This window comes from Candidatus Woesearchaeota archaeon (genome assembly GCA_027858315.1).
Lineage (GTDB): Archaea > Nanobdellota > Nanobdellia > Woesearchaeales > UBA583 > UBA583.
Genome location: JAQICV010000079.1, coordinates 1 through 20012, shown reverse-complemented (window position 1 = coordinate 20012; position 20012 = coordinate 1). Strand labels below are relative to the sequence as shown.

Here is a 20012-nt window from a genome sequence, read left to right as displayed (position 1 = left end):
GGAATTGCAGATGCAGCAGAGCACCTAGAAACTGGTGGAATGAATAGAAGAGACTTCATAAAAAAGGGAGCACTACTAACTGCAGCAGTCGCTGCAGACTTAACAATTCCTGATTTCTCATTTGCATCATCAAACCCGGATAAAATAAAAGAAGCATTAAAAAAAATAAAATACAACAAAAGAGAAATTGAATCAACAACAAAATTTGGATTTGATTTAACCCAATTACCTCCAGGATTTGCAAATTGTAGAGATAGAATTGTTTCATTAATCTATGCAAAAGAATTCGAAGGATTACAAAAATTTAATGAATATTCTACTTATGAAAGATTGAATAGAAAAGTTGGAATAAAGGACAAACAAATTTTATGGCAAACAGTATATCTTGAACCTGCACTTCACTTTATGAGTGAAAAAATGAGTAAATCAAATTCATTTTTTAGTTCTGATGATAATATGTCAAAAATTAATTTACCTCTATCATATTTTGAAAGAGGAATACATAATTATTTCTCAAATTGGCATAGAAGACACATAAGAAATATGTATACAAACCCAAAAGAAATAGAAACTGATTTTTTAAATTCTATATTTGCAGCAGCATACATGAGAGAAGATTTAGCAGTAAAAGAAACTCAAAACTTTTTGCAACTAACTTCAATGCAAGAAAAAGCAAAAAAACTAACTGAAACAATGAACATATTCAAATCATTACCAAAAGACAAAACATCTTGTGATCCAGAAAATGGATATAATAGGTGTTTAGTAGCAGCTTGGAGTAGTTTTATGTATGTTAATAATGATGCTAATGGTAGTAAAAATAATAAAATAACATCTAAAGGCAAACTAATGAATGAACTTATAGAAATTCCTTTAAGAACATATGTTCCAAAAATAAGGGGACCACCATATTACAATGCGTAATATTAGCTAGCTCCATTATTATCATCTGCAACAACTTCATAACAATTCTCATTTGCAGTCAAATAAAATTTAACTTCTCCGGAACCTGTTTTCTCTTTAGTAGTATCTTTGTTTAAAGTATTAGGAGTATATTGATTATTCAAAGTGTAAGTATATCTTAAAATCAACTCAATTGATGGAGCAGTCCCGAAAACATGACCTTCTGCAACAGATGCTAAATCACTATCACTATTCTGACCTAAAAGTAATTTCTTCAAATTAGGATTATCTTCCAAATTTAAACTAATTTCATATTTATTATTATCAAGTCCTTTAACAATATCTTTTGAAAGTTCACTTCCAATAATTTCAACATTTTGATTAGATAATTTGAAATCAACACTTCCCGAAACAATATCTCCAGTACTCTGACCTATAAATTCAATAGGAATATCAATAGAAGTTGCACTAATAACTCCATCATTTATACCCAAACAAACACTCTTACCATTAACAGGTTTAACAACACTAAAATAATTTACATTAACTCCTACTGTATTCTTACTAAATTGAAAAGTCTTCTCAATAATATCACTAATATCAACATTAGTCTCAATACTACTAGTCTCACCATCAGCGGCAAGTGGATTGTATGTCTTAAAATTATCTTTTGTTAACATAGCGGCTTGCTCAGAAGGAAGTATCCTCATATAAACTTTACATGGGCCTGCTGTTGCAATACCATCTTGAATTGTAAATCCATTAGATTCATCCTCATAAGGCATTCCATTAGTACCTCCTGTTTTAACTAAAGTAACTAAAATATTCTCAGGCTTCTTCGAAAATATAATCTTAAATTCTTTAATAGTCTTACCTTCTAAAGTTCCAAATTCTGTATTTGTAAAAGGAATTAATATATAATTTTCAGTACCTGCATTATTAACATTCAAATTTTGTGGAATAATGAAATTAGATTTATCTATTAAAACTCCATCAGCCTCAATTCTCTTAATATTTTGAATTGCACCTTCAAGCCCTAAAGAATTAGAAAACTTCAAAGCATTGTGACCTTCATATTCAAATCCGGTAAGAATTGCTGTATACTCTCCAACAGTTTGTGATTCTAACTCAGGTAATTCATCATACAATTTAATAGGATCACTACCTAAATAATTAGGATTTACAGTATCTAATGTTTGAGTTGATATTATACTAGAACCTGCTGAATTAAGAATATAAAAGGCAGTATCCCTTCCTTCATTACAAACAGTCATATAAGCAAGTGAAACATCTTGACTAAAGGTATCCACATTCTTAACTGAGTAAACCAAATTCATAAATACGCTATTTCCTGGAAAGAATGTACTTTGACCTTCAGGAAGTAGTTTAGTCTTAGATTTATCAATGCTAAACGCTGAAATTAATGCATCTTTATCAAATAAACTATCACAACTCCATCCTGCTCCAGCTCCCATTGTTCCTGCAGTAAAATAACAGCTCGCAATAAGTGTTTCTGACTTATGAATAATTGGAAACTCTCTAGTCTCAATTTGCGTCTCATCTCTTAATTTGTAAGTATGAGTCATTTTAATTTTATTATACCAAAATCTTGCCTGCTCATCAAGAACAACTACAGTCTCTTGTTTAGATGCTCCAGCTGAGACATAAATTCTCTTTGTATTAATAGTCGAACCTGCTACATTCTCAGCACTAACAATCCCATCTTCAGGACAATACTCTCCATTAGCTGCATTTATGTCACAAATAAATTCTATTTCCGTATCAATCTTTTGTCCACCAGATAAAGCCGAATAAGTAAATCTATAATTAATACTCAAATCTCCAGTAATAGGATTATATCCATTAAGTCTACTCTCAGCAAAAGGAGGTCCAAAAGAAGGTTCAACTTCATTTTGTTCAATAGAAGATAACACATTATCAGTTAAAACGCTCCAATCTCCAGTTAAAGCTCCAATACATGCCTTATTAATTAGTTGATCAGTTCCAAGTCCCGACTCAGAAAATAAAGTCCCAGAATACCTATCATCAAAAGCTTTTTCATTAGCTTTTACTTGTCCTAAAAAACTAGTAAATGGATTTCTTTCAACATCATCTTTTGATGCTCCTTTTCTAGGGTCAATATTTTGTTGAAATTCAGGTAAAATTACATTAGTTGCAATATCACAAACTGCTTGTCCCATAAGTCTCTCGCAATAACTTCCCTTTATGTCTCCAATTTTAGCTTGTTCTAAACAATCATAAATACTCTCTTGAATTTTCAAGAAGTTTTTAGTATGTGAATAAGTATCAGTAATTGCTCCACATCTAATCGAAGAAATAATACTAGTTGCAGGATCTTTACCTGGAACTCCTTCTTCATCCATTCCAAAAAAATTACATCTTGTCTCATCAAAATTTGGAGCTCCAGGACTATAACACATATTAGAACTAAATGAAGTAAAATTAATTTCAGCAGGAGTTTTAGTTTTATCTACTTGTAAACATTGTTTTTGATAATAAACTTCACTTTCAACCGTTCTGACTACTCCATAAGCACTCTCATCTTTAAATTTATTACCTTCTCCTGAAACATAGACTCCATCTCTTGTACCATCACCATTAGAATCACACTCTCCTCCAATATTAGGGATTATGTTTCCTACAACTTCTCCTGCTCTTTGAACTTCAAAACCTGCTTTAACATCTTCTTTTGATAAAAAGTAATCTGAATTAAACTTATCATCACATTCATAAGGTGAAGCAGTAGAAGCTACTCTATCACAAACCATATACAATCTTTGATCTGCGTCTGCTTTAGCTTCTACTTGTTCAGCCTCATCATCCATCAAAGCAATCTGTGTATACTCTGCCGCATGCCAAAACTTCATACCAGTACAACTAACAACTCCAACAATTGAAGCGTAACCCAAATACTCTTTTGCAATAGTAGTATATTCAATACTAGTATTCAAATATTTCTGCCATTTTATAATCATTGCAGGTGTAAGCCACTTCGTATGATCAAGAGGTCTTTCAATATTAATCGTAGTCTTAAAATAAATTGGATTAGCCTCATCAATTGGAATTTCTAAATCATCAATTGAATATCTAACATCTGCTTCAAAATTAAATTCTAATTCACTAGGATAATCAAGTGGTTCAATTCCTTGCTCCAAAATAATCACTGGCACATAAATAAGCATTCTCCCAGTATCTTTATCTAATCTATAATTCAATCTTGAAGTATCAATACTAAATTTAGCTCCAGTTCTCAATTTAGAATCCTTACTAATTCTAAAACTATCTAAATGAGAAATAGTTCCAGGTCCAATATATTCAAAATTTGCAATCATCCCAAATTCAACATTTCCACTTCCACTTCTAGTATCTCCAGTTTGCTCAATCTCAGAAGCGTATAAACTATTAGGAATTGTTGTTATCTCTGCAGGCTTCCACATAGTATTTCCTGCATCCAAATTAACTATCTCAGTTTCAATATTGTAATTACCAAACTTATCTTTCATTGCAAAACAAACAATATTACGACTTTTTACATTATCAATTGTAGGATTACTAGTTCCTGCTTCTCTTAAATCACTAACTCCAAAACTATCTTCCTTAAATGTAACAATCGCATCAAAACTTCCATCACTTCCAGAAGTCACAGTCTCTTTTTGTAAAATAAAATTCAAAAATGATAATTGAGTCTCATTCATATTAACTTCAACACTATCAACTCTATCTCTATCTAGTTGTCCTAAATTTTGAAAAAACAAAAATTCAAAATCCTCACAAGTAACTGCCTTATCATCAATAGTTACAGCTTTTGGTGGAATCGTAAAAATAGTCATCTCAACATCAGGAACAGTAGTCTTACCTGAAATTTTCTCAAAGAAAAAATGAGCAGTATGTGAATCAAATAACTCAGCAGGCTCTAAAGTTTCTTTAATCAATTTAGGTTTAGAACCACTATAATAAATATTATGTTGAACTTTGTTAAAATTACCAGCAGAATCAATTGCAAGAAGAGTCAAATTATTTTGTCCCTCATTTAAATTCAAATTAATAGTAACATTTTCTCCTTCAACTTCTTCACTATCTTCCTTATCATTAAAAGTATAATTCAAAATAACAGAATCAGACACAATCTCTAAAGTAAGTTTTTTTCCATTAATAAAAACATCATCACTAAAATCTGCATTCAAATCATAAGACTCACCAATAGGGCTATACAAAGCTTGAACAATTCTAATAATAGGATCAACAGTATCAACAACAACAAAATCAATTGTCTCTCCAGAAAAAACATCAGTTTGAACATTATCAACAGATAAAAAATAAATTGTATTATTTCCTTCTCTCAAATTACTCATACTAACTTCAAAATCTGCCCCATCAAGAACAATTTGTGTAAGTCCTGCAAGATTTGAAATCTCAGCTGGCGCAGTATTAATTGAATAATAAAGTGGATACCTTGAATCACTAACATAACCTGCAAAATACGCATCCCTATCAGAACTAATAGGAGTAGTGTTAATCAAAGTAATCATATTTGAAAACTTATTAAAATCAACATCAAAAACAAACTCTTCAGAAGTTGAATAACTAGTTGCAGGATAACTTTGAATAAACTTAAAAGAATTCAAACCATCTCCCATGTAGTCATTTGTATTGTAAGCTGAATTATTAAAATAAACATCTACCAACTCATCAACAACACTAATCGTTCTACTAACGCCCGTTTCTTCGTTAGTATAGGATATATCTTCAACAACTCTAGCTTCAAACTCCAAATTTTGTCCATAAAGCAATCTCTTGTAAGGCCCAGAAGAAATATTGATAATGTAAACACTCGAAGGATCTTCATTAATAAAAATAATCTTCGAAAAAATACTAACCTCCTCATCAAGAATCTCACTTCCATCCAAATGCACAATATTAGAAGATGCATAAACATTTTGTGAACCAATGAAATTCTCATTAATAAACAAATCAACCTTAGTTCCAGAAGATGCACTCAAGATCACATCAACTGCACCAGAATTATAACTAGTCGTATCAAATTCAAACTCAGGATAAGCTGCATGAGCAAAAACTAAAAGAAAAGTAATGAAAAAAATACTTGAAAATATTTTTATATATATATTACGGGACATCTTACTTAAAACCTAAAAATATGCTTTATTATAATTTTGATTTACTAAAAAGAGACAAAAAGAATAAAAAACCAAACATTTAATAATACCCGAGGACACGATACAATAAGATGTTCATGATAAATATTCCTCGAAGAAAAATATATGAAACAATGCTTGTATACGAAGAGCATTTATTAGAAATTCAAATTTTAATAAAAAATGAAAAAAACTTTACAAATTATCAAAAAGAATTTGAAGAATCATATATTGACTTAATTAAAGCATACAAAAGAATCAAAGCATTATTCATACTATTTTTTGAAAACAAAAAATATGAAACTGAAGATGAATTTGAAGCAGATGTTATTTATTACATAAAAGAAGAAAAAGAAACAAATAAACTTCTAAAAGAAAATAAAAATCTAACAAAAAACTATTTAAAATTACAAAAAACTTTAGATGAAACTTTCGAAAATGAAACCAAAGTTGAAAACATAAAACAAGGAGAAGAACTTTTTATATACCTAGATAAATTCAATTCGTACATTCCAGTTTTACTTGAAATTAGAAGAGATTTTATGCGATAAAAATAAAAAATTTATTCACCAAATTATTCTAAAAATTATCACTAAAAAGAACAAATTTATAAAAGACAAAAACTCATAAAAATTATGAATTATGATATACTCTCATATAATGACCCAAGAACTGAACATGAAATAATTATCTGTAGAAATAATAATGCAGATGAACAAATTAAATTAGTTATTCCACAAGATGAATTCTCAAATTCTGCACTACACAAAGTAGATTATTTGACTTCATTCACTTCAGTATTTCAGCAAGGTCATTTCATTATGTCTCACTCCATGGAAACTCATAATCCTGTTGAAAACTTAGGAATTAGAAATCAAGCTTTCCTAAAAGTTAGAACTTCAGAAGTAATCAAAGAAATCCAATCTTATCAAAAATATTGGAATGGTCAACTTACAGAAATAGCAAAAAATGAACCAAAAATAAATAAATATCTAAATAGACATTTCAAAGAATTAGAATACTCCTCAAAAGATCTAAAAGAAGCAGAATCTCAAATTTTCATAACCACCCCAGAACATGAAAAAACTCTTCAATATATAAACAATTTAATGAAATGTGGAATTAATCCAATGTTAAAACCCGTCTTAATTGAAGAACTAAAAAAATTAAAGAATCACCTACACCACAAACCACTAGGAAAAAGATTAATTGATAGATTAGATATTTGGGGAAATCTGAAAATCTTAAAATCAAATTAAACCTAAAAAATAAACATAAAATAAAAAACAACCTTATTCTAAATACACTTCAGACTTCTCACCAATATTCATTCTTCTTGCTTTATCTCTAAGACTTGCATCTTTACCAATCAAAGAATCAGACAAAACAATATTTTTAATTGATGCGCCTTGATTAATAATCGAACGCTTAACTGCAACATCTTTCAAATGACAATTTTCTCCAATAGAAACATGAGGTCCAATAACACAATTTTCAAGTTGAGCACTTTTATGAACAAAACAAGGAGGTATAATAATACTAGTATCCCTCATTACTATTTTTCCTTTAGAACTCTTCTCCAAAAAATAATTATTTGCTTCAAGTAAAACACTAACTCTACCACAATCAAACCATTTTTTAACCTTTGATGCATAAACTTCAAAAGTTCCCTTTGCAATATATTCTTGAATTGCTTGAATTAATTTAAATTCACCTTTAACAGTAATTTTTTTATCATAAAAATAATTCAAATAATCTCTCAAAACAAAAGATGACTTAAAATAATAAGCACCAATAATTGCTAAATCTGATTTAGGATTCTCCGGCTTCTCTTCAGTATTAATAATTGTACCTTTCAAATCTAAATTAACAACTCCATAATGTTCAGGATTTTCAACTTTCATAACAAAAACTAAACAATCAGATTTCTGATTTAATTCAATCGCATTTTTAATATCAAAATCAATTAAAGTATCACCAAAAACAACTAAAACATCATCATCTTCAGAAGTATGATTTAATGCAAGTCTAATTGCAGAACCATCTCCATCAGCAATAGTTTGATTAACAAATACACTATTCATATCAGGATAATTTTTTGAAATATAATTTTCAATTGAAGACTTCAAATGACCAACTACAAAAATAACTTCAGTAGGATTTAACTTTAAAATTTCGTCTACAATATAACTAAGAATTGCCTTCCCAGCAACATCCATTAAAGGTTTAGGTGTAGAAAAAGTATGCGGTTTTAATCTTGAACCAACTCCTGCAACAGGTATCACTACTTTCATATAATGAATATTATTTCTAGGTATATAAATGTTTTGTAAATTTAACTATACAAACCAAATAATTTATAAAATTATTTAATGAAATTAAATTGATTAAAAATAGCAATATTTTTTAAATAATCAAAAACTAAATCTATTATGGAACTCTACTTAGAAAAAGATGATACAACTAAAAACATAGAACTCAAAACTCCTACAACTCTAAAAGAAATTTTACAAAACGAAAAAATAATTATTGAATCCGTAATTCTAGTAAAAAACAATGAAGTCTGTCTTGAAGAAACTCTAGTTGAAGACAAAGATAAAATAAAATTACTCTCAGTAGTTTCAGGAGGATAAAATTTCTCTATTGAAAAGTTAAAAATAGCTTATATAAAAAAATAAATAAATAAAATTATATGGGATTCTTTAATAAACATAAAGAGAATGAAGAAACAAAACAAACTAATGACATAAAACAAGCAACTATTTCTGATACACAAAAAAGTTCTATGACTCCGGCTCCAATTCAACAAGAACAAGTAAAAACACAAAGTCCTGAGCAACAAAATTTTGCAAATCCTTTTGCAAATCAAAATCCTACTCAAACTCAAAATACAAATATGCAAGATGAATTTGTAAATCCGCAAACTCAACCAAATATGAATCAAACACAAAACGCAAATCAATTTGAACAACAAAATCCAAACCAACAAAACTTAAATCAACAACAAAATTTTGAAATGCAAAATTCATTAACACCTCAAAATAATAATTCCTTAGGTAAAGAAGAAATAACTGAAATGATTGATGAAACTGTAGAAAAACTAATCGAAGAAAAATGGGACTCCATGATTGAAAGTGTAAATAAAATAATTAAATGGAAAGATATAACTGAAAATCAAATCAATTTATTAAAAGATGATATTCTAAACATAAGTGAAGGATTTGCAAAACTTGAATCTAAATTAATAGGTAAAATATCATCATACGACAAAAATATCCTTGATGTAAATTCAGAAATAAAAGCACTAGAAAAAGTATTCCAAAAAATTACTCCAACACTGATAAATAATGTAAATGAACTCTCAAGAATTGCTGATAATTTTAAAGGTTCAGAACCAAACAAAACAAAAAAACTTCCTGTTGAGCCAACATTTTCTCAAGAAGAAAAAATAGCTGAATAAATTAATTACAATCTTTCAGAATGCCAATATTCTCTAAGTCTTTTTATTTTTCCATCTAAAATTTCTAAAATTGCAACTTCTACAATATGTATTGTTTTTTTCTCAATATTACTAAAAAAAGTTGAATCCCACTCAGCAATTGCAGTATCACCATCAATATACAAATTCAATAAATTAAATTTAATCTCTGATTGTTCTTCAACAACTTTTCTCTGCCAATAATCTTTTATTTCTTGATGACCTTTATATGCTCCTTTTAATAAATACTCACCATATTCACAATTTTCATGAAAGATAGTAATTATCATTTCAGGATCTTGAGTAATCCATGCTTTTTTATATATCTCTATTAAATCTAAAACAACTTTTTTTTCTACCATAAAAAAATATGAAAAAACTTATTTAAATTCCTTTGTATAATATAATCTATCTAATCTAAAAAAATTACAACTCTATACAAATTATTTAAAAAAATTAAAACTTCTATTCTTATTAAAAATAACTCCTGAATTTTTAATCTCAAAATTTACCTTCTCACCTTCTTTTTTTGACTTATGTTTCTTTAAAATTAATCTACGAGAATCACCCTCTCTTTCAATCTCAACAATAGTCTTAGACCAATACTCAATTAGTGTTCCGCCAACCATTCTCCTCTCTTTTGTATCAAAAGTTGTATACATCTGATTTGTAACAAAAATAGGAATATCAAAAGTTCTTGAAATCTTTGTTAAAACTCTAAGTTGTTCAGCAAGTTCAGAATTAATTTTCTGTGGTGCGCCTTCTAATTTTAACCTATAATGCATAACTAAAGAATCCACAATAACAAGTCCTATATTTTTATTATTTTTAATTTGTTCATCAAGTTGGGCAATAATATTTTTTTGTTCCTCAAAACTCTTTGGCGAAAAAACAATAATCTGACTCAAATCAATATTGGGATCTATTTGTTTCAACCTCTCAACACTAAACCCTCCCTCAGTATCAACATAAATTGCTTTCTTTCCAGATTTCACGCATTCATTCAAATACTCAAAACAAATTGTAGATTTTCCTGAACCTGGAGGTCCAAAAATTGTAGTAATTGTAGTAGCTTCAAGATTTCCAACCAAATTACCAAAACAATTATCTAAAAAAAAACTCATACAAATTAAACCTCTACATTATTTATAAACATAGTGCTTAAAAAAAACTTTTTTGAGATTACATCAAATTCATTTTAACATTTTCAAGGAAAAAATACTAAAGAATACATCCAATTTTAAATTTTCAGGATAAAAAAACAACACTTTAGGATAAACATTAATCAAATACAATTTAAAAAACAAAAAATCAAAACAAAATATGGAAATTCCAATATTAATTATCCCTATAATTCTTGGAATCTTATTTGGCACTTTAACAGGTTTAATCCCTGGACTCCATATTAACATGATAGCTTCTCTGATAATTGTAAATTTAGCTTCTCTTCTTATATATTTTAATAAAACCGAAATATCAATATTAGTTTTAACAATGTCAATAACTCACACTTTTGTAGATTTCATCCCCTCAATAGTATTTGGAATCCCTAGTGAAGACACTGCTCTAAGCGTTTTGCCCGCACATAGATTAACTCTAGAGGGCAAAGCATACCAAGCACTATTTTTAAGCTCCATAGGGAGTCTAGCATCAATTATATTCTTAATTCTAATTGGACCAATATTCTTTTTAACAATACAATCAATATATCCTATATTTCAAAAAATTACACCATACTTACTATTAATAACAATTCTAATTTTAATTCTCACAGAAAAAACTATCTCAAAAATATTTTGGGCAATTATCATAACACTCTTTGCAGCAGGACTAGGAATAATAGCATTAAATTCTCCACATTCAAAACAACCTCTATTGATCTTATTTAGTGGAATTTTTGGAATCTCAACTCTCCTCTACAGTCTAAAATCTAATGAAAAAATACCCAAACAAGATTTAACAATAAAATTTAAAGCAGACAAAAACTTTTTCAAATCAATATTTATTGGAGGAATAAGTGCATCTTTTTGTTCAATAACTCCAGGAATTGGAAACTCTCAAGCAGCAACTCTCTCAACTCTGTTTTTCAAAAAAATTAATACAGAACTATTCATAGTAACTCTGGGAATAATTAATACGACAAATTTCATATTAAGCATATTAACATTCTATTTAATTAACAGAGCAAGAAATGGAGCAATAATTGCCATCTCGCAAATTCAAACAACAATTTCTCAAAACCAATTAATACTCTTCCTAATCATAACAATACTAATCTCAATTATAGCATTCTTTCTAACATTAAAACTTGGAAAAATATTAATACAAATATTTACAAAAATAAATCAAAAAAAATTCAACATAATAATAATTTTATCATTAACAATTCTCATTATATCAATCACAAATTTTTTCTCAACACTAATACTGATAGCATCAATTTCTCTTGGAACTCTATGCATTCATTTAAACATAAAACGAGTTCATCTAATGAATGTACTAATAATACCAATAGTAATTAATTTGATATAAAATAAAGAATAAAAAATAAAGTAAACCAGGTTTACTTTCTCATAACTTTCTTCAATAAAGCAAAATCATCCATAGACTCTCTTGCTAATTGTTGATACATTTGATAAATAATCATAACTAAAAGTAAAATACCTGTTCCTGAAGTAAGTGCTGATAAAGTATCAGCAGTAAAAGCTAAAAGACCAATACCAATTCCACCCATAATAGTTAAAGGTACAATATATCTATCTAAAACTCTCTCAATAATTCTCTCATCCTTTCTAAATCCTGGAATTTGTAAACCTGAATTAATAATTTGCTTAGCTTGAGACCTTGAATCCATACCTGAAGTTTGAACCCAAAAATATGAAAAAACTGTAGCTCCTACAACCATATAAATCATATATGAAAGCATATGAGGCCACACATCAAATGAAAGAATCGTACTCAAATGATCAGTCAAAGTTAAAGGATAAATCCAATTAATAATTCCAGAAGTTGGTGTTCCTGTAGCAGTTACTTGTCCTAAAAGATATTTAGACACAAAATAGGCAAAACCTGAAGTATTCTCACCAACAAAATTCATCAAAAGAGTTGACCATAATCTTAAATTAGCCGCAAGAGCTGAAATTAAAATGATTGGAATTACTCCTGAATAAAAGAAATTTAGTGGCCATTTAATGCTCTGTCCTCTAACCTTACCAAAAGACAGTGGAATCTCAACATTAATTGATTGAAAAAATACAATCACAAAGAAAAGTAAAACTGTAATTCCAACAGGAATTAAAACTTCTGTGAATAATAATGCAATCTCAGCAATTCTTAAATAATAAAACAATGCAATCAGACTACCAATTGGCGCTTCAGAACCAAAAGGCCAAGCCAAAACTCCGGTTACACTATATGGACTAAACATCTGTGTAAAAACTGCTTGCGCAATTCCTGCAGCAATAAATAATGAAACTCCTGAACCAAAACCCCATTTTTTAACAACTTCGTCCATATAAAATACGATAAGTGCACCAAGCCCTAATTGAATTACGACCACCCAAAAAAACTCGGGCGATTTGGCGGCAATACCTCCAAAAGCAACATATGCTAAAGATTCAACAATAATAAACACAAATGTAACAAGTTTATGAGTTCCAGCATAAATAAATTTACCTTCTTCTGAATTCATATCAAACTTTAAAATTCCTGCTCCTTTAAGCAATTGTAAAACAATTGAACCCATAACTATAGGACCAATACCTAATGTTAGCAAAGTTCCAATCTTTGCTCCTAATAACAGCTCTAAATGCTTAAAATACGATGCTTGAGTAGCATCAACTCCAAACAAAGGCACGGAAGCTAAAAAAAGAAACAAAATTAAAATACCAAATGTCCAAAGCATTCGATTTTTCAAAGACTGTTTTTTCTCAGGTCCTCTAACCTCTGGAATGTGTAATAACAGATTTCTATAAAACGACATATATAATAATAAAAATAATTTCTTTAAAAAGCTTATCTTTTATTATCTTTTAATTAAATATTCAATCTCAACCAAAATCTTCTCTAAACTCTTAGAATTTTCAATAACAAAAATCTGTTTTTCCTCTTCATAACCCTCTTCAATTCCTTCATAAAAACACAAATTAAAACTCTCTACTTCTAAATTATCTTTAATTTTTTGTTCATTATACTCTCTTTTCTCATACTCTGCGCCCAATTCCTTTAAATTTCTTGTAATCACAAACAAAAAATCAACTAATTCAGGATTAATAAAATGCGCAAAATGTCCTTCAAAAATAATATTCTTACTCAAATTATTAGAAATATATTGATTAACCTTATGAATAAGACCCTCAACATTAAAATCAAAAGTTTGAAGTTCTTTAACTTCTTCAATCATAAACTCCTTTGCCCAATCATTCAAATGAATAATCTCAAAACTTAATTTTTTAGAAAGTTCTTTTGCAATAGTTGTTTTTCCAACACCAACACTTCCTGAAATCGCAATAATCATTTTTATCTTGTTAAAATGAAACCGAAAAATTTCAATGAAATTTTGACTGCATCATTTTTATCTAAAAAATATTAATAATATTCTAATTAAAAAACTATTGTTAAAACCAATCTGTAGCTTCTCCTTGAAAACTAACAAAAATTTCTGGAAACAATCCAACTTCTTTTAAACTATTTTTAACTTTAACATAAGCATTTTCATAAAAATTAGTATTCGTAGAAATATGTGATAAAATAATTTTTTGCGAATCAAAAGTTACATTCTTCAAAACATCGCAACACTCATCAAGCCCCAAATGCCCTTCATCAGAAGTAAGCCGATTAACATAATTATAATTTAAATCACTATTATTTTTTATAACACTCTGACAATAATTAGCCTCAAAATAAACAACATTTAAACTCTTCAAAATATGTTTAATCTCATCACCAATATAACCAATATCTGTAAAAATTCCAACCTTCATCCCATTGTTTTCAAAAACAAAAGACATTGCTTCTATTGTATCATGAGGTTTTTCAACAACAAATGTTTTCAAATCTTCTAAAGTAACTATTTGATGATTCTTGATAATCTCATAATTCTCAAGTTTTAACTTCAATCCATCATATGTTCCTTGAGACAATAAAATCTTCACATTCTTAACATTTTTCAAAAACATAGGCAACCCGGAAGCATGATCGCTATGCTCATGAGTAATAAAAATATAATCAATATCTTCAACTTCAACACCTCTTGAATCTAAAATCTCTTTAATCTTCTTAAAACTTAAACCTACATCAACTAAAATTTTAACTTTATCTGTTTCAACATAATAACAATTTCCTGAAGACCCTGAGGCCAAAGCAAAACTTCTCATCTTTTTTTTTATTTTAACAAGGCATCAAACAAATGCATTTGTTTGCATCCCTTCCCATGTGAAACTTTGGGAAGTTTAAGTGGAACTTCTCATTTTTTTTTATTTTTTAACTATTTAATTAAAATCAATTTAACTATCTAACAACAATTTTTTTAAGTAAATCTTGGCTAACTTTATCAATTCCTGAATCTCCATCAACATTAATAATTTCTCCCTCATAAACATTAAGAATTGCATTTCTTACATCATCAAAAATTTTAAGTCTCTCACCAAAAATCTTCTTTGTATCATCTTCTCTTTGAATAAGTTTCTCAGAATCAAAATCACAAATCCCTTCTTTTTTAGGTTTCTTCAAAAGAGTATTGTAACCTCTATGACACTTTGGACAATAAACTCTAGAAGTAATTCTCTTAACTAATTTTTTCTCATCAACATTAAAGAAAACCAATTTAATTTCATACTCATGTCTCATTAAAAAACCATAAAGCCAATAAGCCTGATCAAGTGTTCTAGGAACTCCATCAATAATGATTTCTTTTTCTGACTTAAATCCTTCCCTAAAAGTTTTAAAAATATCTGAATCACCAAGAAGTATTCCTTTTTTAATTTTCTCACCAATCTGAGAACCTGGTTTTAATTCTTTCTTAATTAAATCACTCATAACATATCTCTTAAAACCAATACTCTTCTCTAAGATTTCTCCTTGTGTTCCTTTTCCACTACCTGGAGCCCCAAGTAATATTATTGCTAATTTTTTATTTTCCTCTTCCACCATCTTTATTTAAAACTAAAATACAAAAATGAAATGAAAATCAACCATACTACAAAAATCGTAATTGAAATAATATAATAATTTTTTTTATTCTTCATCTTTTAATTTATTTATTTATATTAATTAAACAAAAAAAGTATTTATAAAACTATTTAAAATTCTTAATTTTAAAATGCACATAAAAAATTAATTTTACTATGTTTTGTTACTAACCAAAATTTCCTCTCTCAGTCCCACACAATCTATAATATTGTTCTCTTGTAAGTAAATCTACATACTGTCTATAATTATCATTAAGTGCAGTGCCAACAACACCTCCAACTACGGCTGGAACAATAACTGATGCAGCTCTTAAATAATTCTTAATACCTGGAACTTCATTTATTTCTACTCCCTTACTCATCTTAGTAATTTCATCTAATGCTAAATTTCTTAAAGCCTGCAAATTTACAATTTCTTCACCTAAAGCACCATTTTTGGCCGCTAATTCTTCTAATGTTTTTGGATCAATACCTTTAATACTTGTCTCTAATTTATTAAGTGAAATTTTATCAGCTTTCAAATTAAATATTTTTTTATCAATACTCTTAAAATTATCAATTTCAAGGTCAGTCATAATCTCACTAATACCTTTAAATGATTTACTCATATCAGGATGATCTTTTGCAATAAAAGATGCAAATTCCTCCATTTCTTTTGGTGTTGCTTCAAAATCTTGAATTCTTTTGGATAATTTAACTTCAGCTTGAAGTGTATCTACAACTAATTTTTCTGCTTTAAATAATTCATCTGAATGTTCTACTAATTCTTCTCCACCTTTAACTAAAAATCTCGAATTTTTAACATGTGTTGAAATCTTTTTCATAAGTTTAGTAATTCTCAAAACTTTATCAACAGACATAACTGTTTTTTTAGCTCCATTTAAAACTCCAAAAATAAAACCAGCTCCTGCTCCTCCAACTCCACCTATAACTGAAGTTACTCCTACAGGAACAACTGAACCTGCTACAAAACCAATAGTTCCCCCTATTGCAGCTTCAGCTAAACCTTCTGCAAGCATAGATAAAGCCAAACCTCCTATAGCCCCAGTTAATGCGCTATTTCCAGCATCTTTTAAATTTTCTTCAAATTTTTTATCAACCCTATCATATCTATAAACAATATAAACTTTCTCATCTACTGAATCTATTCTTTTATTCTTAAGTTCAGTTAAATCTGTAATTTGATTACTTAAAACCATAATTAAATCTTTATACTCTCCACCAATATCAGGATCATTAACTAAAGCCTCATACTCATCTCTTATCCCATCAAGTTTAATATCATCAATATCAGTATGTCTCATACCAATATATTCATAAAAATTCAAACTCTCATTAAAATCATTCTCTTCTGTCCAAGTTATAAACTCATTAAACATGAAACTATTGGCATTACTTTTCATCTCTACTGCGCCACACAAAAAACACCAATTTCCTGAAGTATCCCAACTACTTAAAAAATCAAGTTCTCCTTCTCCATATCTATACCAACACCTAGACATCTCTACTGCAATTTCTTCAAATGCCTCTTCTTTGTCTGTTAAATCTATCTTTATATCATCATCAACTCTACATTTTTGATTAATATTATAAAAAAATTCACCAAATTTAACTCCTGGAAAACTCTTCATTGCAAGATAAGTTCTACAAGAAATATCATCTGTAGAAGAAACTGCATTTGGCATTAAATTAGTAAAAAAACTCAAATAAACAAAAAAAGAAACTAAAGTAACAATTATCATAACTAAAATATATGTTGAATTTGCTTTTTTATCAAATCTAATCATTCTTCAACACCACCACTAAAACTTCTAACACCACTCAATTGAGCTTTGGATAAAAATACAGTTCTTGTTCCTAACTCTGTTGGAATATTAAAACTATAAAATTCAAAATCTTTTCTTAATGGAGACCAATTCACATCATCAAACTTACCCTTATTCAAATCAATTTTTTCACCAACGAAATAATATTCATTATTGTATTTCCTTAACATATTAATATTAAACATAACAAAACCTTCAAAATCGGGATTATAATAATAAATATTTCCATTTTTAAAACCTCCATAATCACAAAATTCATTATCATCACATTCAATATTTTCTTCTTTAAAACCCTGAAAAGCAAAATCTCCAAAATCTGCCCTCATAACATTTTCAGTGTTAGCTCTGTATAAATGTCCCATATCATATTCAACAAATAAAGACTCATAATCATAAGGTTCAATGTTTTCTAAATTACCATTAATTATATCCTCATAATTTAATTCTTTTATATCAACTAATTTTGAACCACCTACTCCCGAGGTATCCTTAAATTTGTTATTATACACATCTCTTACTTTTTTTCTAAATTCATCATAAGTTAATTCTTCAAAATTATCTCCTAAATAATCTACACATTTTTTATTCTCACTAGTTGGACACTCTATTCCATTAACAGACCAAACAAATTTAAAATCGTATTCTAAACCATTTTCATCAACATAATCAAAAATCAATTTTTTATTTACAAAATCAGCTAATTGAGGATCATTCAAAATTATCTGCTCATAATAATTTTGAGAAATTTCATTTGAAAAACAACTCTTATATCCAATTAAACTATTAGAATAATCAGATTTAGTTAAAAATAATTCTCCATTATAAGAATTAAAACCTAAATGAAATCCTTCTGGTTCTTCTTCATCATCATTTTTATAAATTTTTCCTCTTAAAACATTTTGATTTTTATTTAAAAATTCAACAGTAAACATTCCTAATTTTACATCAAAATCTGGAACTAATAAAATAAATCTAACATCTTCTTCTAATTTAAGGTTAGTATCAACTCCTCCAAATGAAAAAATTTCAACATTAAGAGTAAAACCTAAATCTGCAGTATCATCTAACATAAGTTTAATATCATCTTGCTTAAACTTGTAAAATTTAGCAGGAACATCATTTAAAGATTCAGTTTCATAAACATTTTTCAGATATTCCATTTTTATAATATAAACACCGGTATCTAAACCTTTTTTTCCAATTACATAAAAATAATTTCTCCCATCTTCTGTAAATTGATAATTCTCTAAATTTTCTAATTTTAACATAGTATAACAATTTTCTTCAGTAGAATATTTTTTAGAAGAAAAATCAACAAAAGAAACAATACTTCTAGCATTGTAATCTACAATTTTTTCATTTGTTGGTGTTTGTAAAAAAACTTTAGAAAATAAACTAACAATAAACATAAGTGCAATTACAGATAAAACTACACCAACTAAACTCTCAAGAGCAAACTGAAATCCTTTCTTATTCTTTAATGAATGACTAAAAATCTTTTTTTTGAGATTTTTAATTTATTTTTTCCAAAAGAAACTCTTATCATAAATAACTCTTAATTTATTATATATTAAAAATTGATTATTATTTTACAATAGTGAAAATAATTTTAAATTACTATTATATATAATTCCAAAGGAAATACCCACACCCCTTAATTTCCACTGCAAACTAAAATTGAAAAAAAATCAGAATTAAAACTTAATATCAATTATATCTAAAATATAAAATTAAATTATTCCTTATCTCCTAATAACTCAAAATAATCACTAATCATATTATATGATACAACATATTTAGATCCATCACTCTCATTCCTTAAAACTAACTCTTTCTTATTAAAAGCTTTAATCCAATAAATCTCTCCTCTAATTTTAATTCTATCTTTTGTTTTTAAATTAATAATATTAATTAAAAGAGTATGTCTCCACACACTTTTAGATTCTAAAAAATTATGACCTACAATTTTCTTAGATCTCTTCTCTTCTATAAAATATTTATTATTAAAAGTAGAACTTACTTTATTGATTAAAGAATGTGACCTAAAAAATATATCATAACCACCATCTAATTCTTCTACTTTATTAATACTATCAAAAGTTTTATTTAATAAAACAAGAGCTTCTTCTTTTACTTCATCTATATCTTGAAAATACATAAACCTCAATTGTAACTTCAACTCATAATATTCAGTGGAAGTTTTTTTACATGAGCTACACATCATTTGTTCCATGTTAAATTCTAATTTCATCTCATCATACATCTTTCTTTATAAGTGATACTACTAATAGTAAAGAATAATAATAGTTTTATTAACTTAACTATAATATCAATGATTAATATAATTATTACATAAATTATTCAAATTAGTAATGGTAGTAATAGTAATAATATTAATATTAATAATTATAGTAATAGTGATGATCAAAATAAAATTAACAAA

At 27.8% G+C, this 20012-nt stretch carries 17 protein-coding genes; 6 read left to right on the top strand and 11 right to left on the bottom strand.

The genetic code is table 11. The features are described 5' to 3' along the window. Window positions 1–924, top strand: a 924-nt coding sequence (locus tag PF569_07865; protein ID MDA3856147.1) for a hypothetical protein, incomplete at its 5' end; no start/stop codon positions are given. A gap of 2 nt (window positions 925–926) precedes the next feature. On the opposite strand, the gene PF569_07860 is transcribed toward PF569_07865, so the two are convergent. Continuing rightward, entirely contained in the window at window positions 927–6059 is a 5133-nt protein-coding gene (locus tag PF569_07860) for a hypothetical protein (protein MDA3856146.1), read from the bottom strand. A gap of 110 nt (window positions 6060–6169) precedes the next feature. Here PF569_07860 and PF569_07855 point away from each other — a divergent pair, with 110 nt between their 5' ends. Beyond that, complete coding sequence (locus tag PF569_07855) at window positions 6170–6628, top strand: hypothetical protein (GenBank protein ID MDA3856145.1); 459 nt, start codon at window positions 6170–6172, stop codon at window positions 6626–6628. A gap of 84 nt (window positions 6629–6712) precedes the next feature. After that, entirely contained in the window at window positions 6713–7336 is a 624-nt protein-coding gene (locus PF569_07850; GenBank protein ID MDA3856144.1) for a hypothetical protein, read from the top strand. 33 nt (window positions 7337–7369) lie between these two features. Here the strand turns inward: PF569_07850 and PF569_07845 are convergent, their stop codons facing one another. Next, window positions 7370–8371 (bottom strand): sugar phosphate nucleotidyltransferase, encoded by a 1002-nt coding sequence (locus PF569_07845; protein ID MDA3856143.1) that lies wholly within the window; start codon window positions 8369–8371, stop codon window positions 7370–7372. 138 nt (window positions 8372–8509) lie between these two features. Here PF569_07845 and PF569_07840 point away from each other — a divergent pair, with 138 nt between their 5' ends. Both PF569_07840 and PF569_07835 read left to right on the top strand, forming a co-directional pair. After that, on the top strand, window positions 8510–8710 hold the full coding sequence (locus PF569_07840; protein ID MDA3856142.1) for a MoaD/ThiS family protein: 201 nt from the start codon (window positions 8510–8512) through the stop codon (window positions 8708–8710). Window positions 8711–8769: 59 nt separating this feature from the next. After that, window positions 8770–9537 (top strand): hypothetical protein, encoded by a 768-nt coding sequence (locus tag PF569_07835; protein ID MDA3856141.1) that lies wholly within the window; start codon window positions 8770–8772, stop codon window positions 9535–9537. 5 nt (window positions 9538–9542) lie between these two features. Here PF569_07835 and PF569_07830 read toward each other — a convergent pair whose 3' ends face one another. Then, entirely contained in the window at window positions 9543–9917 is a 375-nt protein-coding gene (locus tag PF569_07830) for a nuclear transport factor 2 family protein (GenBank protein ID MDA3856140.1), read from the bottom strand. 81 nt (window positions 9918–9998) lie between these two features. Continuing rightward, window positions 9999–10679 (bottom strand): DNA repair and recombination protein RadB, encoded by a 681-nt coding sequence (gene radB / locus PF569_07825; GenBank protein MDA3856139.1) that lies wholly within the window; start codon window positions 10677–10679, stop codon window positions 9999–10001. A gap of 199 nt (window positions 10680–10878) precedes the next feature. Between radB and PF569_07820 the strand changes: the two genes are divergently transcribed. After that, window positions 10879–12087 (top strand): tripartite tricarboxylate transporter permease, encoded by a 1209-nt coding sequence (locus PF569_07820; protein MDA3856138.1) that lies wholly within the window; start codon window positions 10879–10881, stop codon window positions 12085–12087. Between the two features lie 31 nt (window positions 12088–12118). Here PF569_07820 and secY read toward each other — a convergent pair whose 3' ends face one another. From secY to PF569_07785, 7 genes are all read right to left on the bottom strand, one after another. Beyond that, window positions 12119–13537, bottom strand: coding sequence for a preprotein translocase subunit SecY (secY, locus tag PF569_07815; GenBank protein MDA3856137.1), 1419 nt, complete (start codon window positions 13535–13537; stop codon window positions 12119–12121). Window positions 13538–13579: 42 nt separating this feature from the next. Then, window positions 13580–14071 (bottom strand): AAA family ATPase, encoded by a 492-nt coding sequence (locus PF569_07810; protein ID MDA3856136.1) that lies wholly within the window; start codon window positions 14069–14071, stop codon window positions 13580–13582. 100 nt (window positions 14072–14171) lie between these two features. Next, window positions 14172–14930 carry an MBL fold metallo-hydrolase gene (locus PF569_07805; GenBank protein ID MDA3856135.1) on the bottom strand — a complete coding sequence of 253 codons (759 nt, stop codon included), beginning with the start codon at window positions 14928–14930 and terminating at the stop codon, window positions 14172–14174. Between the two features lie 133 nt (window positions 14931–15063). Beyond that, a complete protein-coding gene (locus tag PF569_07800) occupies window positions 15064–15705 on the bottom strand; it encodes a nucleoside monophosphate kinase (GenBank protein MDA3856134.1) in 642 nt (213 codons plus the stop codon). A gap of 205 nt (window positions 15706–15910) precedes the next feature. After that, window positions 15911–17530: a hypothetical protein gene (locus tag PF569_07795; protein MDA3856133.1), complete on the bottom strand. Its 1620-nt coding sequence runs from the start codon at window positions 17528–17530 to the stop codon at window positions 15911–15913. After that, the gene (locus PF569_07790; protein MDA3856132.1) at window positions 17527–18978 is read right to left on the bottom strand and encodes a hypothetical protein; all 1452 of its coding nucleotides are present in this window, start codon (window positions 18976–18978) and stop codon (window positions 17527–17529) included. The genes PF569_07795 and PF569_07790 overlap by 4 nt, the downstream gene beginning before the upstream one ends. 326 nt (window positions 18979–19304) lie before the next feature. Further along, window positions 19305–19820: an NMD3-related protein gene (locus PF569_07785; protein ID MDA3856131.1), complete on the bottom strand. Its 516-nt coding sequence runs from the start codon at window positions 19818–19820 to the stop codon at window positions 19305–19307. Window positions 19821–20012: the final 192 nt, after the last annotated feature.